Genomic DNA, 25,772 nt, shown 5'->3' on the forward strand with positions numbered 1-25,772 from the left:
CAATCAATTGGGCGCACGATTTCTTCCCTCTACGGGGAGGCTCCAATGCGGAGTTTGAACGTCACCCTGCCGCCAAAGGAGCGGCGCCGCGAACCGAGAATGGCGGTCCTGCGATGGACATTCTTCTTTCTCGTGGCCTTCGCGGCCACCTTCGGCGGCGCCGTCATTCTCCTTGAGCTGATCGGGCTTTAGATCGCTCGCGCGAAGTAGGTTTCGATCACCCTTTCATAGACCTCGGTCAGCCGCTCCAGCTCGGCAACGGGCACGCGCTCGTCCACCTGATGCATGGTCTGGCCGACGAGGCCCAGTTCCAGAACCGGGCACAGGGCGCGGATGAAGCGCGCATCCGATGTGCCCCCGGTCGTTGACGCTTCGGGTCTGCGCCCGGCCACGGCCTCGACCGCGTCCTGCACGCCCTGAACGAACGGCCCCGCCTCGGTCAGGAAGGCATTGCCCGAGCACAGATGCTCCAGTTCGATCTGCAGCCCGCTGTCCGCCTGCGCCTCGCCCGCCACGCTGTTCAGCCACGCGATCAGGTCGTCGCCGGTATGCGAGGGATTGAAGCGGATGTTCAGCCGGGCCTTCGCCTCTGCCGGGATCACGTTCGACGCCGGATTGCCGATGTCGATGGTGGTGATCTCGAGGTTCGAGGGCTGGAATCCCTCATAGCCGTCGTCCAGCCGGTGGTCCGCCAGCCTCGCCAGCAGTCGCGCCATCACCGGGGCCGGATTGGCGGCCCGGTCCGGATAGGCGACGTGGCCCTGTTTGCCATGCACCGTGATCCAGGTGTTCAGCGAGCCGCGGCGGCCGATCTTGATCATGTCCCCCAGCGCCTGTTGCGATGACGGTTCGCCGACCACGCAGGCGTCGATGACCTCGCCCTCGGCCTGCAGGGCCTCGACCACGCGCTTGGTGCCGTGGAGCGCGATGCCCTCCTCGTCGCCGGTGATCAGGAAGCTGAGCGAGCCGGGGATGTCGCCGCCGCCGGACAGGGTGCGTGAAACGGCGGCGACCCAAGCGGCGATCCCGCCCTTCATGTCCACGGCGCCCCGGCCGTAGAGCACGCCGTCGCGGACCTCGGCCTCGAACGGCGCGGAGGACCAGGCTTCGGCGGCGCCTGTCGGAACCACATCGGTATGGCCGGCGAAGCAGAGGTTCGGGCTGGCGGTTCCGCGCCGCGCATAAAGGTTCTCGATGTTCTCGAACGGCATGCGTCGGCAATGAAAGCCGAGGTCGGTCAGCACCCGCTCGATGATGTCCATGGCGCCTTCGTCGGCCGGGGTGACCGATGGGCGGCGGATCAGGTCGCGGGTCAGTTCGACGGGGTCGATGATCGGGGATGCAGGACTCATGAGGCTGTGCTTTACGGGGTTCCCGCCCGTGCGAGAAGCGCCATGCCCCGGATCGACATCGACGCCGCCCCGAGCCGCGATGGAACGGCCTATCCTCCGCCCTATGACGCGCCCTGCCGCGAACGCCGTCGCAAGCGTCTGGGGAACGCGGCGGGACTGACGCAGTTTGGAGTGAACAGGCTCGAACTCGACCCCGGCGTCTGGACATCCCAGCGCCACTGGCATTCCGCCGAGGACGAGTTTGTCTGGGTCGTTTCCGGCGAGGTGGTGTTGATCGACGACAGCGGCGAGACGGTGCTCCGGGCCGGCGACTGCGCGGGCTTTCCAGCTGGCGAGGCCAACGGGCACCATATCGTCAACCGGTCGTCGGAGACGGCGGTTCTGCTGGAAGTCGGGTCGCGGCGGCCGGATGATGACCGCGTCGACTACCCGGATATCGACCTGACCTACGACGGTCGCGAAACCTTCTACCGACACAGGGACGGCCGCCCGTACGACGGGCCTGGCCGCGTGAAATGACCGACGCACCTGAAGCGCCCGAACCGATAACGCCACAGGTCGCCGAGGCGGCGAAAGACGCCCACGGGACCAATCCGTGGAACAACCGCGACTTCCGCCTGCTATGGATCGGGCGGCTGTCCGCCGTGCTGGCCATCCAGACCCAGGGCGCGGCCCTGCTCTGGCAGGTCTACGACATCGCCCGGCGCGACCACCCGATTCAGGAAGCCAGTCTCTATCTGGGCCTGATCGGCCTCTGTCAGTTCGTGCCCCTGCTCGCCCTGACCCTGCCGGCGGGCGAGATGGCCGACCGGCTGGACCGGAAGAAGACGGTGGTGCTGTCGATCCTCGTCGAAGGTCTGTGCGCCATCCTGTTTCTCGGTCTGGCGCTGCATGGCTCCCCGCCGCTGTGGTCATTGTTGGCGGTAGCGGCCTTGTTCGGCGCAGCGCGGGCCTTCCTCGCGCCGGCCAGTCAGGCCTTCCTGCCGATGGTTGTCGGCCGGGCCGCCCTGCCGCGCGCCATCGCCGCCCAGTCCATCGCCTTCCAGACCGGCTCGATCGCCGCGCCCGCCATCGCCGGCCTGATCGTCGGCGTGGCGGTGCCTTACGCCTATGCGACGGCGCTCTGTCTGTTCTGCGTCGGGCTGAGCTGCTTTCTGATGATCCGGACGTCCGGCAAGCCGCGTCGGGAGCGGACGCCGTTCTCGGCCATAGCCATGTTCGACGCCGTCGGCGTGGGTTTGAAGTACGTCTGGAACACCAAGGTAGTGCTGGGCGCCATCTCGCTGGATCTGGTCGTGGTGCTGCTGGCCGGTGTGGCGCTGCTGACACCGATCTTCGCACGGGACATCCTGCACATCGGGGCCGAGGGCTTCGGCCTGCTGCGGGCGTCTTTCGGCGCAGGGGCGTTGCTGATGGCGGTGGGGCTTTCGCGGTTTCCCATCGTACGGCGAGGCGGGGCGTGGATGTTCGGAGCCGTCGCGGTGTTCGGTCTTTGCGCGCTCACCTTCGGCGTCTCGCGCATGGCCTGGCTGTCCGGCATCGCCCTGTTCATCGCGGGCGCGGCCGATATGGTCAGCGTCAACATTCGACAAACGCTGATCCAGCTGGCTACACCCGACGAGATGCGCGGGCGGGTCAGTTCAGTGTCGATGCTGTTCATCGGCGCGTCGAACGAGCTGGGTGAATTCTACACCGGCTTCGCGGTGCGGATTCTCGGCCCGATCGGCGCGGCCCTGTTCGGCGGCTTTGGCGCGCTGGCTTCGACCGGCCTGTGGGCGCGGTGGTTCCCCGACCTCAGGAAGGCCGACAAGCTGAGCTGAGCGGGGTCAGTCCCGCTCGACGCACATCGCCACGCCCATGCCGCCCCCGATGCACAGGGTCGCCAGACCCTTCTTCGCGTCGCGCCGCTTCATCTCGTGCAGCAGGGTTGTCAGAATGCGCGCGCCCGAGGCTCCGATCGGGTGGCCGATGGCGATGGCGCCGCCGTTGACGTTCACCTTGTCCGGGTCGAGGCCCAGTTCCTTCAGCACGCACAGCGACTGGGCGGCGAAGGCTTCGTTGGATTCGACCAGATCGAGATCGGCGACGGTCCAGCCCGCCTTCTCCAGCGCCTTTCTCGACGCCGGGATCGGGCCCGTGCCCATGATCGCCGGATCGACGCCGGCCGTCGCCGACGACACGATCCGGGCCAGCGGCTCCAGTCCACGAGCCCTGGCGTCTTCTGCGCTCATCAGCACCAGCGCGGCCGCGCCGTCATTCAGGCCGGACGCATTGGCGGCGGTCACCGAGCCGTCCTTGTTGAAGGCCGGGCGCAGCTTCTCCATAGCTTCCAGCGTGGCGCCGTGGCGGATGTACTCGTCCTTGTCGACAACGGTGTCGCCCTTCTTCGAGGCGATCGTCACCGGCGCGATCTCGGCGTCGAAGCGGCCTTCCTTTTGTGCGGCTTCGGCCTTGTTCTGGCTGGCGACGGCGAACTGGTCCTGCGCCTCGCGGGTGATCTGGAACCTGTCCGCGATGTTCTCGGCGGTCTGGCCCATGTGATAGCCGTTGAAGGCGTCCCACAGGCCGTCCTTGATCATGGTGTCGACGAAGCCGAGATCGCCCATCTTGTGGCCCGTCCGCAGCTGTTGGGCGTGCGGCGCCTGGCTCATGCTTTCCTGACCGCCGGCGACGACGATCCTCGCGTCGCCCGTCGCGATCTGCTGGGCGCCGATGGCCACGGCGCGCAGGCCCGAGCCGCAGATCTGGTTCAGGCTCCAGGCGGCGGTCTCCTTCGGGATGCCGGCGCCCATCGAGGCCTGACGCGCCGGCCCCTGACCGGTCGCGGCCTGCAGCACGTGACCCAGCACAACCTCGTCGACCTCTTCAGGCTTCACGCCCGCCCGTTCGAGCGCAGCCCTGATCGCGACTTCTCCCAGCTTCGACGCGGGCAGGCTCGACAGGGCGCCGAGGAATGAGCCGACGGGAGTGCGGGCGGCGGAGACGATGACGACTTCAGTCTGGGTGGCGGTCATGGGGGAGGACCTCGAAGCTGGAGTGTGGCCGGAACGCCGCAGCGGGCGTCTTTCGGCGATGATGTAGGCGCTGTTCAGCCGCCGGTCACTACGTTGGGCGTAGAAGGCTGGAACGAACGACCGCGAGAGGGCTTGGAACAGCCATGCTCAAGCGACTGAAATCGATTTTCGCGCGGACATGCGCGGCCGACGATCTCGATATGATCGAGCACTACGTCACGCCCGCCGAAAAGACCGCGGACCTGGTGGTCCACGTCGTGGGCCTGACCCTCGCCGCCGCGGGCGGGATCGCGCTGGCGGTCATGGCGGCCATCTACGTCGGCATCGGCGCGGTTGTGGCGACGGCGGTCTACGCCCTCTGTCTGATCGCCATGCTGACCGCGTCGACCGTCTACAATCTGACCCGCCCCTGCGCGGCGCGGCCGGTGCTGCGGCGGCTCGATGAGGCGGCCATCTTTCTGATGATCGCCGGCAGCTACACCCCCTTCACGACCCAGCGGTTCGAGGGCGCGTGGTCGATCGGCTTCACCCTGCTGGTCTGGGCCGTCGGCCTGGGTGGCGCGCTGGCGAAGCTGTGGGCCCCGCGCCTGTCGGATGCGGTCTGGAGCGCGGTCTATGTGGCGTTCGGCTGGCTGGCCGTGTTCGCGCTGAAGCCGATGCTGGACACGGTTCATCCCGCAGCGTTGGTGCTGCTGGTCTTGGGCGGCCTGATCTACACCGCCGGCGTGTTCGTCTTCATCAGTCCCAAGGTGAAGTTCCGTCGCGCGATTTGGCACGGTTTCGTCGTCACCGGCGCGACCGTACACTGGGCTGCGGTGCTTGTCGGCGTGGTGCTGGCGCCGTCGATGATGGGGGCCGGCTAGACTTTCGCAACCGCAGCGCGGAATACTGCCGCGTTGCAAAAAAGGTTGAGGGAACATCCGGGTGGCAGACAGGAAGTCCGCGGACGGCGATACCGTCGTCATCAAGAAATACGCCAACCGGCGTCTCTACAACACCGCCACCAGCGCCTACGTGACGCTTGAGGACCTCGCCAAGATGGTCCGCGACGGCGTGGAATTCGTGGTCTTCGACGCCAAGTCGAATGACGACCTGACCCGCCAGATCCTGACCCAGATCATCTTCGAGGAAGAAAGCCGGGGTGAGGCCCTGTTGCCTGTGCAGTTCCTGCGTCAGTTGATCGGCTTCTACGGCGGCCAGATGCAGGGCGTTCTGCCCAGCTATCTGGAGATGTCGCTGGACGCCTTCACCCGCCAGCAGGAGCAGATGCGCGGTCAGTTCCAGAAGGCCTTCGGCGCCGCGCCCGGCGCGGGGCTGCTGGACGAGGCGGTCAAGCGCAACATGGCCCTGTTCAGCGACGCCATGAAGATGTGGCCCGGCTTCTCCGCCATGCCCGGCGCGATGGGCGCTCGCCCGGCCGCCCCCCAGCCGGATGCTCCCGCCGCCGATCCTTTGGCCGAGATGCGTCGCCAGATGGACGAGATGCGGACCCAGCTCGACAAGCTCTCGAAGTCATGACCGAGCGGGTCACGGGCGTCGGACCGGTGGAGTCACGCGATCGCCGCGCGGCCGAACGCAGGACGCTTGAGCGCCGGGCCCGGCTGCCGGTCAAGGCCGCCGACGCGTTCCAGCCCGAACCTGCCGAGCCCCCGGCAAGACCTGCCCCCACGCCGGCCCCCGACGCCGGCGCCGCCGCATTCGCCGCCCAGCTGATGGGCCAGACGGGACAGCGCCGGGGCCTGAAGGGCGGGCCGCCCGTCCTGGACGCGGCCCGTTCCACCTACCTCGGGGCGGAGTACTCAGGCGCGGCCGAGCGTCGCCCGAAGCCGGGAAAGGCCGAAGACACCGACATCTGACGTCGACGGCCGCCGCGGCACGAAGCTTGCTGGAACAGTTCCTGAACAGGGACTTTCGCCATGCTGACCTTCCTCTCGCGCGCCTTTGACGTCGCCGTCGTCTCGCTGGTCTTCGTCGCCTTCAGCTGATCGGCGCCTGCGACGCCGTCCGGGGTAGGGACCGTCGCGGCGCTCTGCTATAGCCGCCGCCCCGCCCGAAGAGTTTCCATGCATACCCTGATGCGCCTTGTCGCGGTCGCCGTTCTGGCGGTCCTGCTGACCTTGATGATCGGCCCCTTCGGCGGGGTCGAGGCCGCGACCAACATCTGGGACAAGGCCGCCCACTTCGTCGCTTTCGGCCTCTTCCTGTGGAGCTTCGGCGTCCTGTTCCGCCGTCTGCCCAGATTATGGGCGGCGATTCTGGTCATCGCGCTGGGCGCCGCCGTCGAGATCGTGCAGGGCATGGTCGGTCGCGACGCCAGCTGGGGCGATCTGCTGGCAGATGCGCTCGGGGTGGCGGTCGCCTTGCTTCTTTGGGCTGTCTGGCGCCGTTTCGAGCCGCGGACGGCGTTTCAGACTTCGAACACCCGATAGGGTGTATCGCCCAGCTGGCGAAGGACAGGCAGGGCGACGTTGTAGACCGGCACGCCGCGGTTGGTGACGCCTGCGGGCGCGCCGCGGTGGGCGTGACCGTGGACGACCAGCCTGACGTTCTCATAGCGGTCGATAGTCTCCGCCAATCGCGATGAGCCGAGGAAGGCGTGGATTTCGGGCGGCTCGCCGACCACGGTCTCCACGATCGGCGAATAGTGCAGCAGGACGACCGAGCGTTCGGTGCGGAGCGACCGTATCGAGGTCTCGATCTGGTTGGCGTCCTCGACCGCCTCCTGCACGAAGGTCTTGATCGAGGCCTCGCCGAATGGGCTCAGCATGTAGCGGCCGAAACCACCGACGAAGCCCTTGCCGCCGGCGAAACCGACGCCGCCGACCTCATAGGCGCGGCCGTTCGAGATCATCTGGACGCCAGCCTCACACAGCATGTCCATCACGACCTCGGGCTGGCCGCACTCGTGCTCATGGTTGCCCATGACTCCCACGATCGGGATGCGGCAGGCCTTGATGTCCTCCACCAGGATTTTGACCTCAGCCGTCTTTCCGAAGTTCACGAGATCGCCGCACAGGCACAGCACGTCGGCGTCGTCGCCCACCTGCTCGAAAAGCTCGCGATAGGGATGCTGTGCCGCCTCGTTGACGTGCAGGTCTCCGACAGCGGCGACCCGCAGCAGTTTCTTCGGCCCTGAATCCATGCCGGGCTGCGGGGTCTGGGGCGTCGAGTCGGTCATCGCGCCCACCGTTGGCGCTCAAGCCGCGATCGACCGCGTCGCGAGCATAGCGCAAGCTTAGTGAATGGGGTCATGGCGCTCCTCCAGACCCTTGCCCACGACATCGCCATAGCCCCACTCGGCCACGTCGGAGATGTAGTCCCGGGCGCTGAACAACCGGCCCCGACAGACCTTCACCCGTGGCGAAGGCAGGTCGACCTGGGCCTGCAGTCGCGACGTCAGCTCGTGCATCAGCCACGCCGGCACATTGTCCCGCTCGGTCGGATAGGCGAACCGGTAGTTCAGCAGGTGCGCCATCAGCACCTCCCAGTAGAGGTCCATCTGGTCCAGCAGGGACTTCCAGTCGATGGCGTCAGGCTGCTTGAGGATGATGTGGTTCACATCGGCGCCATCGTAGCGATAGCGGTCCTGGATGAAGACCTTGGACAGGATCAGGGCCGTCGGCGGGGTGATGGTCACCTCATGGCCGTAGACCTGAATAGTGTCCTGACCGAACCAGCTGTCGTTGACGGCGATGGTGCCGTTGGACATGGCGAAGATGACGTCGAAGAAGCGCTTTTCGTCCTTCCAGACCTTGGCGATCCAGCGCTCGTCCTCGACGTCGGTGCGATAGCCGCGCGCCTGAAAGAACGCGAGGATGCGGGGGTAGTCGCCGGGCTTGCAGAAGACATCCAGATCCTTGGTCGGCCGCCGGATGCCTGTGTAGGCGGTCACCGCGTATGTGCCGGATAGCAGGAAGGGCACGCCGGATTCCTTCAACAGCCGCAGGGATTCCTCATAGAATTCCACGGCGTCGGGCGGTGGCCGGAAGCTCGGGTCGGCGACGGTGTCTGACAAGGCCCGGTCCTCTATAGGCGAGGGTCTGGAAACGGCTCCGGTCTGAAAGGGGTTCCGTCGCAAGCTCCGGCGATGCAGGCCCTTTTGTTTACGGTTGCGCTTTAGGACTGCCGGCTTCGCAGAAGGGCGGAGGCGTGTGCGTGAGGGGTAGGTGGCGCGTGTTCAGGCACGACGCGGGCCGTGTCGCGGGCCCGCCGGCCTGGGCGTATGCGCTTCTCTTCGCCGCCTCCCAGCTGATCGGACACTGGAGCGTCCAGACTTTCGACGGCGTCGCGGTCTGGCTGTCCAACGGCATTCTCGCCGCCGCGCTGTTGCAGTTGCATCGGCGTCAGGCGGTTGCAGTGCTGGTCGCGTGTTTCACCATCAATCTGGCCAGCAACATCGTTCGGGGCGATCCCGGCGTGCTGTTGTGGCTGAACGCCCTTATGAACATGGGTGAGGCGATGCTGGCTGCGGTGCTGGCGCGTCGGTTCTGCGGGGCGGCGCTGGACATGCGCCGGCCGCGTCGTCTGCTCGCCTTCGGCCTGTTCTCGGCCCTGCCCGCCGTGGCCGTGACGGCGGTGTTCGGCTTCTCGATCTTTATGACCATGCGCGACTATCCGGCCGAGGTCTGGGCGTTCAGGATATATTCCTTCACGGCCATGGAGTTGCTGGGGCTGTTCCTCGTCACGCCTGTGCTGCTGCTGATCGCACGCGCCCACCGCTTCGAAGGCTTGCGGAAAGTCTCGCCATTCGAGACCGCCTCCCTGTTCGGGCTGATGATCGCGGTCACCGTTGCGGTCTTCTGGCAGGAGACGGCGCCGCTGCTGTTTATCACCTTCCTGCCCATGCTGCTGATCAGCATGCGTCTGTCGCCGACCCGGACGGCGGCGGCCCTGATCGTCTTTTCGGCCCTCAGCGGCGTCGCGACCCTTACCGGCCATGGTCCGGTGCAACTGACGCGTCTCAGTGGTCTGGCAGAGTTGCAGGCGGTGTCGCCGATCGTGCAGCGGCTGGGCGTCTACAACCTGTTCATGCTGGCTCTGGTGGTCACCGTGCTGCCGGTCAGCACGGTGATGACCGAGAGGCGTCGGCTGGAGGCCCGTCTTCGCGCGCGCACCCTCGCCGCACAGGACGCGCGTCGTCAGGCCGAGGACGCCGCCGGCGCCCGCGCCCGCTTCCTCGCGATGATGAGCCACGAGATGCGTACGCCGCTGAACGGCGTCGCGGGTTTTGCCGACATCCTCGCCGCCCGCCCGGGTCTCGATGCGGAGGCTGTCCGGCAGGCCCGCCAGATCCGCGAGTCGAGCGACGGCCTGTTGATGCTGGTCGAGGACATCCTCGACTTCGCCCGCAGCGACGATGCGCTCGCGCTGGAGCCGGTCGATCTGGCGGCCCTGACGCATGAGGCCGCCCTGCCCAGCCGCGCCTGCTCCGAAGCGCGGGGACTGAGCCTCGTTGTCGAAAATCGCCTGCCGCAGCACGCCCGGTTCGTCGCCGATCGTCGCGGGCTGCGTCAGGCGCTGCATCAGCTGATCGCCAATGCGGTGAAGTTCACCGAGACCGGCGGTGTCCGGGTCGTGCTGACTCCCGCGGCGGAAGGCGTCTCCATCAAGGTCATCGACACAGGGTGCGGCATCCGGCGCGAGGCGCTCGCTGGCCTGTTTGAAGCCTTCGCGCAGGGCGACGCCTCGATCCGGCGCAACCACTCCGGCGCCGGTCTCGGCCTTGCGCTCGCTTCCCGCCATGCTCGCCGGATGGGCGGGATGATCGAGGTCGACAGCCGGCCCGGCGAGGGCGCGACCTTCACACTCGCCTTGCCGCTGGCGTCAGCGCCGGACGCCCCGGAGTTGATGGGCCAGCGCACTGACGAAGCTCTGCCTGCTCACGACAGGGCGCCCCGCGTGCTGGTGGTCGACGACCATCCGGTCAACCGCGAGGTGGCCCGGGTCCTTCTGGAATCCTTCGGTTGCGAAGTCTCGGAAGTCACTGACGGGCAGGAGGCGGTCGAAGCCGTCGAGCTCGATCCCTACGATCTGGTCCTGATGGATGTGCGCATGCCCCGGATGGACGGACTGGAGGCGACCCGTCGCATCCGCTCAGGCCCGCGCGGGACCGATCTCGCCATCGTGGCCATGACGGCGGACGCCATGCCCGAGGATGTGGCCCGCTGCCTCGCCGTCGGCATGAACGGCCATATGGCCAAGCCGGTGAACCAGTTCGCCCTGTTCGACGTGGTCCAGCGCGCGCTGGCCGGCGAGTTGCCCCGGGCGGTCGTGGCTGAGGCCGCCTGAGCCGTCAGGCGATGTCCACGACCTTGATCTTCTTCACCTTGGCGGGCTTCTCGGCCTTGCGAGCGGCTTTCTCGGCCTTCTTCGCGTCGCGAGCGGCCTTCTTCGCCGCCTTGACCTCGGCCTTCGCCTTGTCCGGCCCGGCGTCCGCCTCGTCCGCGAGATCGGCGAGGGTAGCGAGGAAGGCGTCGCGCTTGCCCTTGGACAGCAAGGCCATGATGCGTTTGTCGGCGGCCTCGACCTTCGGACGGGCGGCGTCGAGCGCGGCCTGACCGGCTTCGGACAGGCGCACGGCCTTGGCGCGGGCGTCCAGCGTCGAGCGTTCGCGGTCCAGCAGGCCCTTGGTCGTCATGCGGGCGACCAGATCGGCGAGGGTCGACCGGTCGATGCCCGTGGCGCGGACCAGATCCGTCTGGGTCAGGCCGGACTTGTGGCTGACCGCCTCCAGCACTGCGAACTGACGCTGGGTCAGGCCGTCGGCGCCGGTCTCCTCGGCGTAGATATCGAGCGCGAGCTGCAGCGCACGATGCATCAGGTGGCTGGGCGAAGACGCCAGCCCGCCGGCGCGTTTCGACTTCCCGGACTTGACCATAGAACCGTATCCCCTCGGCTTACCGTTCGCCTTAGCTAACAGCCGCGTTTTACGGTTTGACGACGGACGATCCGGGAAGGCCTATCCCAGCGCCTTCATCAGTTCCGGGACGGCCGTCTTGTAGTCCGCCACCAGACCGTAGTCGGCGACCTGGAAGATCGGGGCGTCGGCGTCCTTGTTGATCGCGACGATAACCTTGGAATCCTTCATGCCGGCCAGATGCTGGATGGCGCCCGAGATGCCGATGGCGATGTAGAGCTGCGGCGCGACAACCTTGCCGGTCTGGCCGACCTGATAGTCGTTGGGCGCATAGCCCGCGTCGACAGCGGCGCGAGAGGCGCCGACGGCGGCGCCCAGTTTGTCCGCCAACGGATCCATAACGGCGTGGAACTCTTCGGCTGAGCCCAGCGCACGGCCACCCGAGACGACGATCTTCGCGGCGCCCAGCTCCGGACGGTCCGACTTGACCATTTCCTCGCTGACGAAAGCCGTCTTTGGCGCGTCGCCGCCCGTGACGGTCTCGACGGACGCCGAACCGCCGTCTTCGGCTGCGGCGAAGGCGGTCGGACGCACGGTGATGACCTTCTTCGCATCCGAGCTCTGGATCGTCTCCAGCGCGTTGCCGGCGTAGATCGGGCGCACGAAGGTGTCGTCGGACACGACCTCGACGATGTCCGAGATCGGCGCTACGTCCAGCTTGGCGGCCAGACGTGGGGCGAAATTCTTTCCGTCCATGCTGGCGGGGGTCAGGATGGCGTCATACCCGCCGGCCAGCGGCAGAACCGTCGCCTCTACGGCTTCGGCCAGTGTCTTGCCCAGACCGGCGCTCTCGGCCAGCAGGACCTTGCGCACGCCCTTGATCTTCGCGGCGCTGTCCGCGGCGGCCTTGGCGTTCTGGCCGACGACCAGCACGTCGACGTCCCCACCCAGCTGCGAGGCGGCGGTGACGGTCTTGTTGGTGGTGTCGCGCACGGTCGAGCCGTCGTGATCGGCGATGACGAGAACGGCCATTACAGCACCCCCGCGGTCTTGAGCTTGGAAACCAGTTCGGCGGCGTCGGCCACCTTGACCCCGGCGGAGCGCTTGGGCGGCTCCGCCACCTTCACGACCTTCAGGCGCGGCGCGACATCAACGCCGTAGTCGGCGACCGCCTTGACGGCGATCTCCTTCTTCTTGGCCTTCATGATGTTGGGCAGGGAGGCGTAGCGCGGGGTGTTGAGGCGCAGGTCGACGGTGACCACGGCCGGCAGGGTCGCCGCCACGGTCTGGACGCCGCCGTCGACTTCACGGGTCACGGTGGCCTTGCCGTCCGCGACCTCTATCTTGGCGGCGAAGGTCGCCTGCGGCCAGTCCAGCAGGGCGGCTAGCATCTGGCCGACCGCATTGTTGTCGCCGTCGATGGCCTGCTTGCCCATCAGGACCAGCTCGGGCTTCTCATCATCGACCACGGCCTTCAGCAGCTTGGCGACGGCCAGCGGCTCGAGGTCCGTGTCGGACTGGATCAGGATGCCCCGATCGGCGCCCATGGCCAGGGCGGTGCGGATGGTTTCCTGCGCCTGCGACGGGCCGATGGAGACGACCACGATCTCGGACGCCGTGTCTGCGGCGTGACCCTTGCCCTCCTTCATGCGCACGGCCTCCTCGACCGCGATCTCGCAGAAGGGGTTCATGCTCATCTTGACGTTGGCCAGATCGACGCCGGTCTGGTCCGCCTTGACGCGGGCCTTGACGTTGGAGTCGATCACCCGTTTGACGGGGACGAGAACCTTCATTGTGCTATCCACAGAAGCGCCGGAATGTTGGGGCAGGGATTGGACCGCCGCACCCGGCCTGTCAACGTAACGCCGCGTCAACCGACCCCCGGCCCAGCCTCGGAGACCCTGAATGCATCGCCTCCTGACCATGAAGCGGCTCAGCGTGCTGTTTCTCTCGATTTTCGCCGTACTGGTGGGCGTGACCTTCGTCTATCAGGCGGTCGTCGTGGCGCCCGGGGAGCGTTGCGAGGATGGTGGCAAGTGGTGGGACAAGGACAGGCGCATCTGCGCCCAGCCCGTCTCCATCGCCGAGATCACCAAGCGCCCGATCGGCATGACGCGCGCCGAGGCGTCCAACCTGAAAAACCGCGAGCTGATCGAGATCGAGGACCAGCTGGACGCGCAAAAGAAGGCGCGGGACATGGACGCGGATCGCCAGCGCGTGGCGCTGGCCGAGGCGACGGCGGGTCGGTAAGCCTAGCGATCGTCAGGGGCCAGCCATCGCATGATCGCGCCCCGAAAGAGCCAGTAGACGCCTGCGAAAGTCAGCGGAACGGCGCGCCACAGGCCCATCGGGCCGTTGTGTGTCAAAACGTACCAGAGCCCAAAACCGCCGCAGATGACGACGATGGCGATGGCGTCGATCGCCTCCGATCGGCGCAGTCTGCGACGTTTTCGAGGACGGATCACCGCGTCGCGCCCGGCTTCCACTTCACATCGCCCGCCCCGTTCGCATTGGCGCGGCGGGCGGCGCAGAACAGGTGATCAGACAGGCGATTCAGATAGTTGATCGCCGCCGGGGTCACGGCCGCGCCCGCCTCGGTCAGGCGAACGGCCTCGCGCTCCGCGCGGCGGCAGACTGTACGGGCCAGATGCAGGTGGGCGGAGAAGGACGAACCGCCGGGCAGGATGAAGCTGTCCAGCGGTTTCAGGCTCTCGTTCATCCAGTCGATCTCGGTCTCCAGCCGCTCGACCTGGCTGTCGAGGATGCGCAGGGCCTCCCACTTCGGCTCGGGCTCGGATGGGGTGGCCAGATCGGCGCCGAGGTCGAACAGCTCGTTTTGGATGCGGGCCAGCATGGCGTCGAGGCGGTCGTTCTGGCCCGAATGCAGGCGGGCGAGGCCGATGACGGCGTTCAGCTCGTCGACCGCGCCATAGGCTTCCACGCGCGGATCGCTCTTTGAGACTGGAGCGCCCGAGGCCAGCCGCGTCTGACCGCCGTCGCCCGTCTTCGTATAGATGCGGTTCAGGACGACCACGTCAGGCGCCGTGCGTGGATTTCCACCACATGCCAAGGCACAGCAGGGCGATCGCCACCGCCTGAAGCCCGACGCGCAGGCGCATCAGCTTGTTGGAGCGTGAGCGCGCCTCGGGCCCGTCGCGATAGAGCGAGCGGATGCCGAAGGCGAGGGTGACCGCCACGGCGAGGATGGCGACGAGGATCAGGATGTCGAGAACGCGGTCCATCCCGGCAGTCTAGGCCCCGGCCGACGAGGACGCCAGCGGGCCACGATAACGCATGGCCACATCGCACCGCGCGTAGCGGGCCCCGAAGTCGGCCATCGTTCGTGCGTCGTGCTCGAAGCCCGCCTTTTCGTACAGGTGGATCGCCGCGACGCATTTGCTGCTGGTCAGCAGATACAGGTTGGAGGCTCCGAGCTCGCCGGCGCGGGCGATCATGGCGTGGAGCAGGGCCTCTCCGACCTTGCGGCCACGGGCCGAGTCCAGCACGCCCATCTTGGTCAGCTCGAACTGACCGGGGCCGGTCTTCTGCAGGGCGCAGGCGCCGACGACGCCCAGATTCTCGACCTCCGCGAACAGGATGTCGCCGCCGGGATCGACGATGCGCGCACGGGGATTTTGCAGCACCTCCCGATCGGTAGGCTCCAGCGTGAACATGGCCTCGATCCACTGGGCATTGATGTCGTGGAAGGCGGGGGCGAGGTCGTCGGAGAACTCGCGAATATGCAGGCCGGGCGGGGATTTCATGGGCTTTTGCATACGGCCGCGCCGAAGCTCGGGCAATAAGCGGTTAGTCATACATTCGTGGTTCAGTATGCGGATGACGGATCGCGCCATTCGCAACCTGGCCCATCTGCGCCGCTCGGCCTCGACGGCGCGGGTGCTGAACCTGTTGAACGTCCATGACGAGCACGGCAAGACCGAGGATTGGGCCGCGCGCCCCTTCTTCCAGACGCCGGCGCTGAACCAGTCGCTGATCATCAAGCACCGCCTGCGCCGCGACGAGCTGGATTCCTTCCATCTGCGCCGTCAGGTGGCGACCAAGATCATTGTGCCGATCGACAACAGCGACCTGAAGGCCGGCGGCCGATACATGTTCGTCGATCAGCGCAATTTCGAGCGCTCGCTACAGGAAGCCTTCGGCATCGAGCCGGAGCATCCGGACGTGCGCATCCTGCGCCTGCTGGACAAGCTGCCGTCGCTGGACCCCTTCCTGCTACGCGAACAGCTGCGCCGGGAAGGCGTGGAGGCCGCGCCCTGTTACTTCGCGATCAGCGAGGCGGACATGGAGCGGATGATCAAGTTCGTCGAGGACGAGATCGCGCCGCTGGTGAATCTGTGTCTGGGTGGAGGCGCCGTGAACGAGGAGGCGAGCCGCACCCTCGCCAGCAAGATCCTGTCCGATGATCCCGGCGACCGGATGGAGGCCCTGCGCGAGACCCTGCGTCTGAGCCCCGAGAACTACGCCGAAGGCATCTTCTGCTGGAAGGGCTTCCTCTATTACAAGTGGGTGCTGAACAGCCTGATGGGCGAGGTGGTCGAGGTCGCCCAGTCGGTCGTCACGACCAAGCCGATCGGCAAGCCTGACCCGACCGCCAAGGAATATCTCGACCGTGGCCGCAAGGTGCTGAGCGAGCGGATCATGACCACGATCGACGAGGTCGGCCGCACCCTTCGCATCTACGACAACGCCTATGCCGAGCTGACGGTCGAGAGCCGGCCGATCGCCTTCCGCGACTTTCTGCTGAACGCCCCGACCCTGTTCGCCCGTCTGGGCGAGCAACTCGGCGCGGTGCAGCACGTGGTCAGCTTCTGGCGCTTCCGCTTCGGCCCCAACTCGGCGCCGGTGGCTGTCGACGAGCTGATCGACATCTTCATGGACTTCGAGACCGGTCTCGCCGACCGAAATCAGGAAGTCGGCCAGTCGCATATGGCGGCCTGACAAGCGAAAGAGCCGGCGGATCGCTCCACCGGCCCTTCCAGTCAAACCCGACAATCGCGCTCAAGCCGCGAGGCTCCGCGAGCCGGGCGATAGCGCTCCTAGTACCGATAATGATCCGGCTTGAACGGGCCTTGCTCCGGCACGCCGATGTAGTCCGCCTGATCCTTCTTCAGCACGGTCAGCTTGGCGCCGAGCTTGCCGAGGTGCAGGGCCGCGACCTTTTCATCGAGATGCTTGGGCAGGGTGTAGACCTGGTTCTCGTAGGCCTTGATGTTGGTCCACAGTTCGATCTGGGCCAGCGTCTGGTTGGTGAAGGACGCCGACATCACGAACGAGGGGTGGCCCGTGGCGTTGCCCAGATTCACCAGACGGCCTTCCGACAGCAGGATGATCTTCTTGCCGTCCGGGAACTCGACGTGGTGGACCTGCGGCTTGATCTCGTCCCACTTGAAGTTCTTCAGGCCGGCGACCTGAATCTCGGAATCGAAGTGGCCGATGTTGCAGACGATGGCGTTGTTCTTCATCGCCCGCATATGCTCGACGGTCAGAACGTCCTTGTTGCCGGTGGCGGTGACGAAGATGTCGGCCTCGCCGGCCACGTCCTCGACGGTGACGACCTCATAGCCTTCCATCGCCGCCTGCAGGGCGCAGATCGGATCGACTTCGGTGACCTTCACGCGGGCGCCGCCCTGACGCAGCGAGGCGGCCGAGCCCTTGCCCACGTCACCGTAGCCGCAGACCACGGCGACCTTGCCAGACAGCATGACGTCGGTGCCGCGGCGGATCGCGTCGACCAGCGATTCACGGCAGCCGTACAGGTTGTCGAACTTGGACTTGGTGACGCTGTCGTTGACGTTGATGGCGGGGAACGGCAGGTCGCCCTTCTTCGCCATCTCGTACAGGCGGTGGACGCCGGTGGTGGTCTCTTCCGACACGCCGCCGATGGCGTCGCGGATGGCCGAATAGAAGCCGGGCTTCTCGGCGATGTAGCGTTTCATGACCTTGAAGAGGGCCTCCTCTTCCTCGTTCTGCGGGTTGGCCAGCAGGGACAGGTCCTTCTCGGCCTTCGGGCCGAGCACGCACAGCAGGGTCGCGTCGCCGCCGTCGTCGAGGATCAGGTTCGGATAGCCGCCGTCGGCCCACTCGAAGATCTTGTGGGCATAGTCCCAGTATTCTTCCAGCGTCTCGCCCTTGGTGGCGAACACCGGCGTGCCGTTGGCGGCGATGGCGGCCGCGGCGTGGTCCTGGGTCGAGAAGATGTTGCACGACGCCCAGCGGACCTCGGCGCCCAGCGCTTCCAGCGTCTGGATCAGCACGGCGGTCTGGATGGTCATGTGCAGGCTGCCGGCGATGCGGGCGCCCTTCAGGATCTGCGAGGGACCGAACTCCTCGCGCAGCGCCATCAGGCCCGGCATTTCGGTTTCGGCGATTGCGATCTCCTTGTTGCCGAAGTCGGCAAGGGAGATGTCGCGGACGATATAGTCGGTCATGGGAGCTCCGGCGGAATCTGTTGGGCGCGCCTATAGCCCGGACAGGCAGTGGCGGCAAGAAACCCATAAGGATATCTTTATATGACGGTCGCGGTTGAGCCGATCCTGCTCGCCACACGCCCCGTTCCGTGTCACCGTCCGTGTCGGGAGGTTGTGCATGCACAGGGACGGCCTGAACCGTCGCATGCTGGGCGGCGCGCTGGCTGCGGTGCTGCTCCCGTCCCCGCGCGCCTTCGCCCAGACCTCCGACCCGGATGCCTTCCGCGGCGATCAGGCGGTCGATCGTGTGCTGCGGTCCACCGTACCGGTCCAGATCAACGGCGAGGGCCCGTTCCGCTTCGCCATCGACACCGCCGCCAGCGCTTCGGTGGTCGCGGCAGATGTCGCCGAGCGGCTGGATATCGCCCCCGCCGGCCAGCTGGATATGCACACGGTCCTCGGTCTGGAGCGGGTGCGGGCGGTGCGGGCCCGGACCCTGTCCAGCGGGGCCCTGACGGTCGGCGGCGTCCGTCTGGCGGTCGGCAGCCGCGCGGGCCTGATCGGGCTGGACGGCCTACTCGGACTGGACCTGCTGGCGGACCAAAGGCTGATCCTCAGGTTTCGGGGACGACACACTTCCTCGATCAACCGCTCACGACCAGATCCGGACCAGTTCCTCGGCGTCGTCCGCCCTCGTGTCCGGTTCCAGCCCCCGAAGGGCGGCGGCGTGGAGCTGATGACTGTGACCGCCCACGTCCGTGGCCGGGCGACGCGGGCGATCATAGACACCGGCGCGCAGGTCAGCCTGATCAACCCTGCCCTGGCCGTCGCCGCCGGCGCCCGGCCACTGGTGCTGAGGTCCGCAGAGACGGGACGGGCGGTCCAGTCACCGACCGGTCGGGAGGCGCGGGCCGAACCCATGCTGCTGCAGGCTGTACGGTTCGATGATCTGACACTGGATCGTCTGGCTGTGTTGATGGGCGACTTTCACATCTTCAAGCTGCTCGGGCTGGAGCAGACGCCCGCCATGTTGCTGGGCGTGGACGTTCTGTCGGCCTTCGAACGCGTCGCCATCGACATGAAGCGTGGCGAGATGGTCATGGACGTCTGAGCTTGCGCGCGACGCCGGCCTCCGTCACTGAACGCACCATGATCCGTGACCTGTCCGCGCCCCGCCACGACTGGACCCTGGAAGAGGTTGAGGCGTTGTTCGCCCGACCCTTTATGGAACTGGTGTTCGAGGCCGCCACCGTTCACCGGGCGTGGTTCGACCCGTCCGAGGTGCAGAAGAGCCAGCTGCTGTCGATCAAGACCGGCGGCTGCGCCGAGAACTGCGGCTACTGCTCGCAATCCGCCAGTTTCGACACCGGACTGAAGGCCGAAAAGCTGATGGACGCCTCCGCCGTGCTGGCCGAAGCCATGGCGGCGAAGGCTGGCGGGGCCAGTCGCTTCTGCATGGGCGCGGCGTGGCGAGAGTTGAAGGACCGGGACACCCCGAAGCTGGCGACCATGATCGCCGGTGTTAAGGCGCTGGGGCTGGAGACCTGCGCCACGCTGGGCATGTTGACCGCCGATCAGGCGCGGCAGCTGAAGGCGGCGGGGCTGGACTACTACAATCACAACCTGGACACCGGCCCGGAATACTACGCCGAGGTGGTGACGACGCGGACCTATCAGGATCGTCTCGACACCCTGCAGCACGTGCGTGACGCGGGCATGAGCACCTGCTGCGGCGGCATCGTCGGGATGGGCGAGGCGAGGCGGGACCGCGTGGGTCTGCTGCATGCGCTGGCCACGCTGCCGGAACATCCCGACAGCCTGCCGGTGAATGCGCTGGTGCCGGTGACCGGCACGCCGCTGGGCGATCGGGTGAAAAGGGAGGGCGAGATCGATCCGATCGAGTTCGTCCGCACGGTCGCCGTCGCCCGCATCGTCTGTCCGAAAGCGATGGTTCGGCTCTCGGCCGGGCGCGAGACGATGAGCCCGGAGATGCAGACCCTGTGCTTCCTAGCCGGCGCGAACTCCATCTTCGTCGGCGGCAAGCTGCTGACCACGCCAAATCCGGAGCAGGACGAGGATGCGCGCCTGTTCGCCCTGCTGGACCTGAGGCCGATGGAGCCGCACCGGGCCGAGGCGGCGGCGTAACCACGCCTTAAGCGATACCTGTCAGGGTCGGCGCATGGATCGCCGCGCCCTGCTTGGACTGAAATCGACCGTCGTGAAGACGAGCGACCCCGGCGCGCCCGCCAGCACCCAGAGCTTCACCCGCCTGCCGACGGTCACCGCCAATGTGCGCAGGTCGAACGGCCGTCCGGGCGTCATGACGGTCGAAACGGGTGTCGACGCGCCCGACGCAGCCGTCCGGACGCGTGTGACGCAGTCCGCGCCCCGGCTGCGAGCCGCCTATGCCACGGTGGTCCAGCAGTTCGCCGCCCGGACCCTGCCGGGAACGCCGCCGGACATCGAGGGCCTGATCGCCCAGCTGCAGGCGACGACCAACCAGACCTTGGGCCGTCAGGGCGCGCGGGTGCTGATCGGGACAGTGATGGTCCTCTAGGGACTAGTCCTTCGTTGGGTCTGTCTGACTGGCGTCGCCATAGGTCAGCGCCAGGAACACGTCTTCCAGATCCGGATCCTCGGTCGTGATGTCCGCGATGGTCACGCCAGCGGCTCGAACCGCTGCGAGAACCTGCTCCACCGACGACTGGCCTTTGCGATAGGTGACCGCGAAGGCGCCGTTGGCGCGAGGCGCGACGTCGAAGCCCTGCAGCACCGGCGGCTCGGCGAGTTCGCCCTCAGGGGTGACGATGACGTTGCGGGTGTCCAGCCGGCGCAGCAGCTGGGGCGTCGGCTCGCAGGCCACGACCTCGCCGCGGTTGACGATGGCGATCGTGTCGCAGAGCTCCTGCGCCTCTTCCAGATAGTGGGTGGTCAGCAGGATGGTCACGCCCTCGGCGTTGATCTTGCGGATGTATTCCCAGAGCTGACGGCGCAGTTCGACGTCCACCCCGGCGGTAGGCTCGTCGAGGATCAGGACGGGTGGATTGTGGACCAGCGCCTTGGCCACCATCAGGCGACGCTTCATGCCGCCGGACAGTGCGCGGACGTAGGCGTTGGCCTTGTCGGAGAGGCCCAGCGCGGCCAACAGCTCGTCGGACCGGCGCTCGCCCTTCGGCACGCCGTAATAGCCGGCCTGCACCTCCAGCGCCTCGCGCGGGGTGAAGAAGACGTCGGCGACGATCTCCTGCGGCACGACCCCCAGCGCGGCGCGGGCGTCGCGCGGGTGGCTGTCGATGTCGCGGCCCCAGATGGCGGCGGTCCCGCCGGTCTTGTTGACCACCCCGGCCAGGATGTTGATCAGCGTCGACTTGCCCGCCCCGTTCGGACCCAGCAGGCCGAACATCGAGCCGCGAGGGATGGCCAGATCGATGCCGCGCAGGGCCGTTTTCGGCGGCGACTTCTTCGAGCCGGCATAGGTCTTTTCCAGCCCTTTCACCTCGATGGCGTTGACGGGCAGGGCGGCGGGGTCGGTCATGCGGCGCTTTCGGGTTTCGGGCCGGTGCGTTTGACGCTAAGCAACGGCCGCGCATACCTATGTGCGACCGACCCAATCGCCAAGTCAGAGACCGCCGAATGCAGCCGCGCCCCGCCGATGCGATCATCCCGCCGCCCGAAAAGATCGTGGTCGCGACGAAACGCGTCGCCTGTGACGGCGGAGGCGGAGCCCTGGGCCACCCGCTGGTCTATATGGACATGGGCGAGGACGACCACGTGGAATGCGGCTATTGCGACCGCATGTTCGTGCTCGGCAAGCCGAAGAAGGCCGTCGACTATCACAGCCCCGCCGCCCGGCCGCCCGAGGCGCACTGACGCTCTTCGGGGCTTACGGTTCGCCGCAGTCCTGTCGCAGGATTGTTGAGCCGCCGGTTCCGCTCGTGTAACCCCGGCGAACACTTCCGGAGGTCGCGCCCTTGAGCGAGCTGAAATATCCGTCGTTGTTTGACTATGACGCCCTGCTGGCCTCGGGCCGGGGCGAGCTGTTCGGCGCGGGCAACGCCCAGCTGCCGGCCCCGCCGATGCTGATGTTCGACCGGATCACCCAGATCAACGCGGACGGCGGCGCCCACGGCAAGGGCTATGTCGAGGCCGAGCTGGATATCCATCCCGACCTCTGGTTCTTCCAGTGCCACTTCATCGGCGACCCTGTGATGCCCGGGTGTCTGGGTCTGGACGCCATGTGGCAGCTGGTCGGCTTCTATCTGGGCTGGATCGGCGGACCGGGGCGAGGGCGCGCGCTGGGTGTCGGCGACGTCAAATTTACCGGTCAGGTTACCCCTGACATCAAGAAGGTCGTCTACAAGATCGACCTGAAGCGCGTGATCAACCGCAAGCTGGTCATGGGCATCGCCGACGGCGTGCTCGAGGCCGATGGCGAGGTGATCTACACCTGCAACGACATGCGCGTTGGCCTGTTTGGCGGCGCCACCGAGCCGCAAGGCGGCTGAGCCCCTATATTCCAGACTGCGGTCAACGCAGCGAGCCAGAGTTGAGAAGGAAACAGTGATGCGTCGTGTCGTCGTCACCGGCCTGGGTATCGTGTCCTCCATCGGGACGGGCAAGGACGAGGTCCTGTCGTCCCTGCGCGAGGCGAAATCGGGCGTGCAGGCCGCGCCGGACTTTACCACGCACGGTTTCCGATCGCAGGTCTGGGCCCCGCCGTCGCTGGGCGTGACGGCTGAGGACTGGGCGCCGCTGGTCGACCGCCGCGCCGCGCGCTTCCTGTCTAACGGCACCGCTTGGGCCCACATCGCCTTCGAGCAGGCGCTGAAGGACTCGGGCTTGGGCCCGGAAGAGATACAGGACGAGAAGATCGGCCTGATCGTCGGCGAGGGCGGTCCCTCCACCCAGGTGATCGTTCAGGCCGCCGCCACCACCATCGAAAAGGGCTCGCCCAAACGCATCGGGCCGTTCGCCGTGCCCAAGGCCATGTCGTCGGGACCGTCGGCGGTGCTGTCGACTTGGTTCCAGATGAAGGGGATCAACTACTCGATCTCGTCGGCCTGCGCGACCAGCGCCCACTGCATCGGCGCGGGCGCCGAACAGATCCAGTGGGGCAAGCAGGATGTGGTCTTCGCCGGCGGCTGCGAGGACATCGACTGGTCCATGTCGAACATGTTCGACGCCATGGGCGCCATGTCGTCCAACTTCAACGAGACTCCCTCGGTCGCCAGTCGGGCCTATGACGCCAACCGCGACGGCTTCGTCATCGCCGGCGGCGCGGGCATGGTGGTCCTTGAGGAATACGAACGGGCCAAGGCCCGCGGCGCGCACATCTACGGCGAGGTCGTGGGCTATGGCGCGAACGCCGACGGCTATGACATGGTCGCGCCGTCCGGCGAGGGCGCGGAGCGCTGCATGAAGCTGGCCATGAGCCAGGCCGGCGGCCGCCGGATCGACTATCTGAACCCGCACGGCACCTCCACTCCGGTGGGCGACTCGAAGGAAATGGGCGCTGTCCGCAACGTCTTCGGCGCCGACATGCCGCTGATCTCGTCGACCAAGTCCCTGACCGGCCACTCGCTGGGCGCAGCGGGGGTGTGGGAGGCGATCTACAGCCTGCTGATGCTCGACAATGGCTTCGCCGCCGAAAGCGCCCACATCGAAAACCTCGACCCCGAGTTCGAAGGCATGCCAATCCTCCGCGAACGCAAGGACGTGGAGCTGACCACTGTGATGTCGAACAGCTTCGGCTTCGGCGGCACCAACGGCACGCTGATCCTGTCGAAGGTCTGATACCCCTACACTCCGGAGACTCCCCCATGGCCGCCGAATCCGCCTGGAACATGCCCAAGGGCGAACTGATGAAGGGCAAGAAGGGCCTGGTCATGGGGGTGGCGAACGCCAACTCCATCGCCTGGGGCATCGCCCAGCAGCTGGCCGCGCAAGGCGCGGAGCTGGCCTTCACCTATCTCGGAGAGGGACTGGAGCGCCGGGTGCGCCCACTGGCCGAGAGCGTCAACGCGAAGCTGATCCTTGAGGCCGACGTCACCAACGACGCCTCGATGGACGCCGCCTTCGCCGAACTTGAAAAGACCTTCGGCACGATCGATTTCGTGGTCCATTCGGTGGCCTTCGCCAACAAGAACGAGCTGCAGGGCAGCTTCGTCGACAACACCACGCGCGACAGCTTCCTGCTGGCCATGAACATCTCGGTGTTCAGCTTTGTGGACGTGGCGAAGCGGGCGGCCAGGCTGATGCCGAACGGCGGGTCGATGATCACCATGACCTACCTAGGCTCAGAGCGCGCCATTCCCAACTACAACACCATGGGCGTGGCCAAGGCCGGGCTGGAAGCCGCGACCCGCTATATCGCCCGCGACCTCGGTCCGAAGGGCATTCGCGTCAACGCCATTTCGGCGGGCGCCATGCGCACCCTGTCGCTGGCCGGCATCTCGGGTGGTCGTGGCATGATCAGCCAGGGCCGGGCGATGTCAGCCATGAAGGAAGATACCTCGATGGAAGGCGTCGCGGGCGCAGCCCTGTGGCTCTGCTCTGACCTCGGCTTCTCGACCACGGGCGAGGTCATCCACGTCGATGCCGGCTTCCATATGATGGGCATGGCGGCCGACGAAGAGGGTTAGTCCTCGTTGGCGTCGGGGCCTCTGTAGACCGCCTCGATGTTGTTGCCGTCGGGGTCGAGCACGAAGGCTCCGTAGTAGCCGAACTGTTCGCGCGGGCCGGGTGGGCCATTGTCCCTGCCGCCCGCCTCCAGCGCTGCGTCGTAGAAGGCTTTCACTGTAGCCTTGCTGTCGGCGCGGAAGGCGACGTGCATCTGGTTGATCCCCGGCTTTGAGCCTTCAATCCAGTAGGAGGGGATAAGGGTTCCGATCCACAGATAGGGAAGAGACTCCTCCTGGCTTTTTCCAAGCAGGAAGAACTCGGGCGCCATGCTCTTGGTCGCCAGACCCAGCGGTTCGGCGATGGCGTCATAGAAGCGGCGCGCGGCCTCCAGATCGGTAACGACGATTCCGGTGTGATCGAGCATGGTCAGACTCCACGCCCGTGTTCGGGGGACCGGTCCACGCGTCGGTAGGGATAGCGGGTCCGGATGTTGGGACCAAAGAACCGGCCTTTCGACGGCGCGGCGCGTAGATCCTCGACCACGTCGGGCGGTACGCGGTCATAGTCGTAGACGTCGCCCGAGGTGAAAACGACCCTCAGCCGGCGGTGCGGCTCGTCATAGCTGAAGCGGCGGATGACGCTGGATGGCATGATAGCGGAACGCCTGAACGGCCGGCCGGCTCCTCGCGCGTTTGTGTCCGGAAGCCGACAGAAAGCCTTGGCGTGTCCGCCGATCGTGGGTCAGCTTGGCCGTGGCTCCGGGGTCGGGGCCGCTTCACAGGAGGCCCCCGTGGCGCACAAGTTCGAAATCTACAAGGACAAGGCCGGCGAGTTCCGGGTCAAGTTCAAGTACAATGCCGAGACCATCTTCTCGACCGAGGGCTATTCGTCCAAGGCTTCGGCGCAGAACGCGATCGACTCGATCAAGAAGAACGGGCCGGGGGCCGAGACCGAAGACAACACCTAGTCGGGCTCACGCTCTCCCACCTCGCTCGGACGGACGGCCAGAAGCCAGCCGTCGGCGATGTGCAGGTCGGGGACGGCGTCCCGGGTGAACGGCAGATACCAGGTCGGTCCGCCGGCGGCGGGCGCGATCTCAAGCATGTCGTCGGCGCCGAAATTCTGGACGGACTTGATCGCGCCGAGAACGAGTCCGTCGGGATCACGCGCCTCAAGTCCGACGAGGTCGGTCAGGTAGAACTCGTCCTCGTCCGGCGCCGGCAGGCGGTCCCGCGGAACGAACAGCTTCAGGCCGCGCAGGGCGTCAGCCTGTTCCCTAGTGGTGATCTCCTTGGCCCGTCCGACCACGCCCGCCTTGTCCGGTCGGGCCGAGGTCAGGGTCAGGCCGGTCGAGCCGTCGGCGCGCAGCAGCGGTCCATAGGCCATGAGCGCCATCGGTTCGGCGGTATAGGCGGTGACGCGCACCTCGCCCTTCACGCCGAAACCGCCCGCGATCTGGGCGACGAGAATGAGTTTGTCGTTTGTGGTCATGCATCCTTCT

34 protein-coding genes are annotated in these 25,772 nt (G+C 66.8%); 18 read left to right on the forward strand and 16 right to left on the reverse strand.

Annotated features, from left to right (window positions below; translation table 11 throughout):
- Positions 1–54 precede the first annotated feature (54 nt).
- Positions 55–192, forward strand: coding sequence for a hypothetical protein (locus ACIQC9_RS13665; protein WP_400616896.1), 138 nt, complete (start codon positions 55–57; stop codon positions 190–192).
- Here ACIQC9_RS13665 and dapE read toward each other — a convergent pair.
- A complete protein-coding gene (gene dapE / locus ACIQC9_RS13670) occupies positions 189–1,352 on the reverse strand; it encodes a succinyl-diaminopimelate desuccinylase (RefSeq protein ID WP_400616898.1) in 1,164 nt (387 codons plus the stop codon). The genes ACIQC9_RS13665 and dapE overlap by 4 nt on opposite strands.
- A 42-nt stretch (positions 1,353–1,394) precedes the next feature.
- Between dapE and ACIQC9_RS13675 the strand changes: the two genes are divergently transcribed.
- Both ACIQC9_RS13675 and ACIQC9_RS13680 read left to right on the forward strand, forming a co-directional pair.
- Positions 1,395–1,871, forward strand: a complete 477-nt coding sequence (locus ACIQC9_RS13675; protein ID WP_400616900.1) for a cupin domain-containing protein — start codon at positions 1,395–1,397, stop codon at positions 1,869–1,871.
- Positions 1,868–3,172, forward strand: coding sequence for an MFS transporter (locus ACIQC9_RS13680; RefSeq protein WP_400616902.1), 1,305 nt, complete (start codon positions 1,868–1,870; stop codon positions 3,170–3,172). The genes ACIQC9_RS13675 and ACIQC9_RS13680 overlap by 4 nt, the downstream gene beginning before the upstream one ends.
- Positions 3,173–3,178: 6 nt before the next feature.
- Here ACIQC9_RS13680 and ACIQC9_RS13685 read toward each other — a convergent pair whose 3' ends face one another.
- On the reverse strand, positions 3,179–4,366 hold the full coding sequence (locus tag ACIQC9_RS13685) for an acetyl-CoA C-acetyltransferase (RefSeq protein WP_400616904.1): 1,188 nt from the start codon (positions 4,364–4,366) through the stop codon (positions 3,179–3,181).
- Between the two features lie 143 nt (positions 4,367–4,509).
- Here ACIQC9_RS13685 and ACIQC9_RS13690 point away from each other — a divergent pair, with 143 nt between their 5' ends.
- The 4 genes from ACIQC9_RS13690 to ACIQC9_RS13705 all read left to right on the forward strand — a co-directional run bounded on the left by ACIQC9_RS13690 (position 4,510) and on the right by ACIQC9_RS13705 (position 6,795).
- On the forward strand, positions 4,510–5,229 hold the full coding sequence (locus ACIQC9_RS13690) for a hemolysin III family protein (protein WP_400616906.1): 720 nt from the start codon (positions 4,510–4,512) through the stop codon (positions 5,227–5,229).
- A gap of 61 nt (positions 5,230–5,290) precedes the next feature.
- Entirely contained in the window at positions 5,291–5,884 is a 594-nt protein-coding gene (gene phaR, locus ACIQC9_RS13695) for a polyhydroxyalkanoate synthesis repressor PhaR (protein WP_400616908.1), read from the forward strand.
- Positions 5,881–6,222, forward strand: coding sequence for a hypothetical protein (locus tag ACIQC9_RS13700; RefSeq protein ID WP_400616910.1), 342 nt, complete (start codon positions 5,881–5,883; stop codon positions 6,220–6,222). Before phaR ends, ACIQC9_RS13700 begins: the two co-directional genes overlap by 4 nt.
- Before the next feature lie 207 nt (positions 6,223–6,429).
- Complete coding sequence (locus ACIQC9_RS13705; protein WP_400616912.1) at positions 6,430–6,795, forward strand: VanZ family protein; 366 nt, start codon at positions 6,430–6,432, stop codon at positions 6,793–6,795.
- Here ACIQC9_RS13705 and ACIQC9_RS13710 read toward each other — a convergent pair.
- Positions 6,774–7,544 (reverse strand): metallophosphoesterase, encoded by a 771-nt coding sequence (locus ACIQC9_RS13710; RefSeq protein WP_400616914.1) that lies wholly within the window; start codon positions 7,542–7,544, stop codon positions 6,774–6,776. The two genes, ACIQC9_RS13705 and ACIQC9_RS13710, sit on opposite strands and share 22 nt — an antisense overlap.
- Before the next feature lie 57 nt (positions 7,545–7,601).
- Positions 7,602–8,381 (reverse strand): hypothetical protein, encoded by a 780-nt coding sequence (locus ACIQC9_RS13715; RefSeq protein WP_400616916.1) that lies wholly within the window; start codon positions 8,379–8,381, stop codon positions 7,602–7,604.
- Between the two features lie 158 nt (positions 8,382–8,539).
- Between ACIQC9_RS13715 and ACIQC9_RS13720 the strand changes: the two genes are divergently transcribed.
- Complete coding sequence (locus tag ACIQC9_RS13720; protein WP_400616918.1) at positions 8,540–10,654, forward strand: response regulator; 2,115 nt, start codon at positions 8,540–8,542, stop codon at positions 10,652–10,654.
- A gap of 4 nt (positions 10,655–10,658) precedes the next feature.
- Here the strand turns inward: ACIQC9_RS13720 and ACIQC9_RS13725 are convergent, their stop codons facing one another.
- The 3 genes from ACIQC9_RS13725 to ACIQC9_RS13735 all read right to left on the reverse strand — a co-directional run bounded on the left by ACIQC9_RS13725 (position 10,659) and on the right by ACIQC9_RS13735 (position 13,015).
- A complete protein-coding gene (locus tag ACIQC9_RS13725) occupies positions 10,659–11,243 on the reverse strand; it encodes a MarR family winged helix-turn-helix transcriptional regulator (RefSeq protein WP_400616920.1) in 585 nt (194 codons plus the stop codon).
- A gap of 81 nt (positions 11,244–11,324) precedes the next feature.
- Positions 11,325–12,254 carry an electron transfer flavoprotein subunit alpha/FixB family protein gene (locus ACIQC9_RS13730; protein WP_400616922.1) on the reverse strand — a complete coding sequence of 310 codons (930 nt, stop codon included), beginning with the start codon at positions 12,252–12,254 and terminating at the stop codon, positions 11,325–11,327.
- Positions 12,254–13,015, reverse strand: a complete 762-nt coding sequence (locus ACIQC9_RS13735) for an electron transfer flavoprotein subunit beta/FixA family protein (RefSeq protein ID WP_400616925.1) — start codon at positions 13,013–13,015, stop codon at positions 12,254–12,256. Before ACIQC9_RS13735 ends, ACIQC9_RS13730 begins: the two co-directional genes overlap by 1 nt.
- A 112-nt stretch (positions 13,016–13,127) precedes the next feature.
- Between ACIQC9_RS13735 and ACIQC9_RS13740 the strand changes: the two genes are divergently transcribed.
- Positions 13,128–13,472 (forward strand): hypothetical protein, encoded by a 345-nt coding sequence (locus ACIQC9_RS13740; RefSeq protein WP_400616927.1) that lies wholly within the window; start codon positions 13,128–13,130, stop codon positions 13,470–13,472.
- A 2-nt stretch (positions 13,473–13,474) separates the two neighbouring features.
- Here ACIQC9_RS13740 and ACIQC9_RS13745 read toward each other — a convergent pair whose 3' ends face one another.
- Genes ACIQC9_RS13745 through ACIQC9_RS13760 form a run of 4 tightly spaced genes read right to left on the reverse strand, consistent with a single transcriptional unit; the run spans position 13,475 to position 14,986 of the window.
- A complete protein-coding gene (locus ACIQC9_RS13745; RefSeq protein WP_400616929.1) occupies positions 13,475–13,708 on the reverse strand; it encodes a hypothetical protein in 234 nt (77 codons plus the stop codon).
- Positions 13,684–14,256, reverse strand: a complete 573-nt coding sequence (locus ACIQC9_RS13750; protein WP_400616931.1) for a cob(I)yrinic acid a,c-diamide adenosyltransferase — start codon at positions 14,254–14,256, stop codon at positions 13,684–13,686. The genes ACIQC9_RS13745 and ACIQC9_RS13750 overlap by 25 nt, the downstream gene beginning before the upstream one ends.
- Position 14,257: 1 nt before the next feature.
- Positions 14,258–14,464, reverse strand: coding sequence for a twin transmembrane helix small protein (locus ACIQC9_RS13755; RefSeq protein WP_400616933.1), 207 nt, complete (start codon positions 14,462–14,464; stop codon positions 14,258–14,260).
- A gap of 9 nt (positions 14,465–14,473) precedes the next feature.
- Entirely contained in the window at positions 14,474–14,986 is a 513-nt protein-coding gene (locus ACIQC9_RS13760) for a GNAT family N-acetyltransferase (RefSeq protein ID WP_400616935.1), read from the reverse strand.
- A 73-nt stretch (positions 14,987–15,059) separates the two neighbouring features.
- Here ACIQC9_RS13760 and ACIQC9_RS13765 point away from each other — a divergent pair, with 73 nt between their 5' ends.
- A complete protein-coding gene (locus tag ACIQC9_RS13765; RefSeq protein ID WP_400616937.1) occupies positions 15,060–16,181 on the forward strand; it encodes a hypothetical protein in 1,122 nt (373 codons plus the stop codon).
- Between the two features lie 98 nt (positions 16,182–16,279).
- Here ACIQC9_RS13765 and ahcY read toward each other — a convergent pair whose 3' ends face one another.
- Positions 16,280–17,671 carry an adenosylhomocysteinase gene (ahcY, locus tag ACIQC9_RS13770; RefSeq protein WP_400616940.1) on the reverse strand — a complete coding sequence of 464 codons (1,392 nt, stop codon included), beginning with the start codon at positions 17,669–17,671 and terminating at the stop codon, positions 16,280–16,282.
- A gap of 157 nt (positions 17,672–17,828) precedes the next feature.
- Here ahcY and ACIQC9_RS13775 point away from each other — a divergent pair, with 157 nt between their 5' ends.
- The 3 genes from ACIQC9_RS13775 to ACIQC9_RS13785 are packed head-to-tail and all read left to right on the forward strand — an operon-like array spanning position 17,829 to position 20,207.
- The gene (locus ACIQC9_RS13775; RefSeq protein WP_400616942.1) at positions 17,829–18,761 is read left to right on the forward strand and encodes an aspartyl protease family protein; all 933 of its coding nucleotides are present in this window, start codon (positions 17,829–17,831) and stop codon (positions 18,759–18,761) included.
- A 38-nt stretch (positions 18,762–18,799) separates the two neighbouring features.
- Entirely contained in the window at positions 18,800–19,795 is a 996-nt protein-coding gene (bioB, locus tag ACIQC9_RS13780; protein WP_400616944.1) for a biotin synthase BioB, read from the forward strand.
- 34 nt (positions 19,796–19,829) lie between these two features.
- Positions 19,830–20,207 (forward strand): Tat pathway signal protein, encoded by a 378-nt coding sequence (locus tag ACIQC9_RS13785; protein WP_400616946.1) that lies wholly within the window; start codon positions 19,830–19,832, stop codon positions 20,205–20,207.
- A 3-nt stretch (positions 20,208–20,210) separates the two neighbouring features.
- On the opposite strand, the gene ACIQC9_RS13790 is transcribed toward ACIQC9_RS13785, so the two are convergent.
- Positions 20,211–21,185, reverse strand: coding sequence for an ABC transporter ATP-binding protein (locus ACIQC9_RS13790; protein WP_400616948.1), 975 nt, complete (start codon positions 21,183–21,185; stop codon positions 20,211–20,213).
- A gap of 98 nt (positions 21,186–21,283) precedes the next feature.
- On the opposite strand from ACIQC9_RS13790, the gene ACIQC9_RS13795 reads away from it, so the two are divergent.
- The 4 genes from ACIQC9_RS13795 to ACIQC9_RS13810 all read left to right on the forward strand — a co-directional run bounded on the left by ACIQC9_RS13795 (position 21,284) and on the right by ACIQC9_RS13810 (position 24,291).
- Positions 21,284–21,520, forward strand: a complete 237-nt coding sequence (locus ACIQC9_RS13795) for a zinc-finger domain-containing protein (protein WP_400616950.1) — start codon at positions 21,284–21,286, stop codon at positions 21,518–21,520.
- Positions 21,521–21,630: 110 nt separating this feature from the next.
- A complete protein-coding gene (gene fabA / locus ACIQC9_RS13800) occupies positions 21,631–22,155 on the forward strand; it encodes a 3-hydroxyacyl-[acyl-carrier-protein] dehydratase FabA (RefSeq protein WP_400617364.1) in 525 nt (174 codons plus the stop codon).
- Positions 22,156–22,213: 58 nt separating this feature from the next.
- The gene (gene fabB, locus ACIQC9_RS13805) at positions 22,214–23,443 is read left to right on the forward strand and encodes a beta-ketoacyl-ACP synthase I (protein ID WP_400616953.1); all 1,230 of its coding nucleotides are present in this window, start codon (positions 22,214–22,216) and stop codon (positions 23,441–23,443) included.
- Positions 23,444–23,493: 50 nt separating this feature from the next.
- Positions 23,494–24,291 carry an enoyl-ACP reductase gene (locus ACIQC9_RS13810; RefSeq protein WP_400617366.1) on the forward strand — a complete coding sequence of 266 codons (798 nt, stop codon included), beginning with the start codon at positions 23,494–23,496 and terminating at the stop codon, positions 24,289–24,291.
- On the opposite strand, the gene ACIQC9_RS13815 is transcribed toward ACIQC9_RS13810, so the two are convergent.
- Together ACIQC9_RS13815 and ACIQC9_RS13820 are read right to left on the reverse strand one after the other, a co-directional pair.
- Complete coding sequence (locus tag ACIQC9_RS13815; protein WP_400616954.1) at positions 24,288–24,695, reverse strand: VOC family protein; 408 nt, start codon at positions 24,693–24,695, stop codon at positions 24,288–24,290. The genes ACIQC9_RS13810 and ACIQC9_RS13815 overlap by 4 nt on opposite strands.
- Positions 24,696–24,697: 2 nt before the next feature.
- Positions 24,698–24,922, reverse strand: a complete 225-nt coding sequence (locus ACIQC9_RS13820; RefSeq protein WP_400616956.1) for a KTSC domain-containing protein — start codon at positions 24,920–24,922, stop codon at positions 24,698–24,700.
- A gap of 139 nt (positions 24,923–25,061) precedes the next feature.
- Here ACIQC9_RS13820 and ACIQC9_RS13825 point away from each other — a divergent pair, with 139 nt between their 5' ends.
- The gene (locus ACIQC9_RS13825) at positions 25,062–25,238 is read left to right on the forward strand and encodes a YegP family protein (RefSeq protein ID WP_400616959.1); all 177 of its coding nucleotides are present in this window, start codon (positions 25,062–25,064) and stop codon (positions 25,236–25,238) included.
- Here the strand turns inward: ACIQC9_RS13825 and rimM are convergent.
- Positions 25,235–25,762, reverse strand: a complete 528-nt coding sequence (gene rimM, locus ACIQC9_RS13830) for a ribosome maturation factor RimM (RefSeq protein ID WP_400616962.1) — start codon at positions 25,760–25,762, stop codon at positions 25,235–25,237. The two genes, ACIQC9_RS13825 and rimM, sit on opposite strands and share 4 nt — an antisense overlap.
- Positions 25,763–25,772: the final 10 nt, after the last annotated feature.

Origin of the sequence: Brevundimonas sp. NPDC092305 (genome assembly GCF_044755415.1) — a bacterium.
In the GTDB taxonomy this organism is placed as follows: domain Bacteria; phylum Pseudomonadota; class Alphaproteobacteria; order Caulobacterales; family Caulobacteraceae; genus Brevundimonas.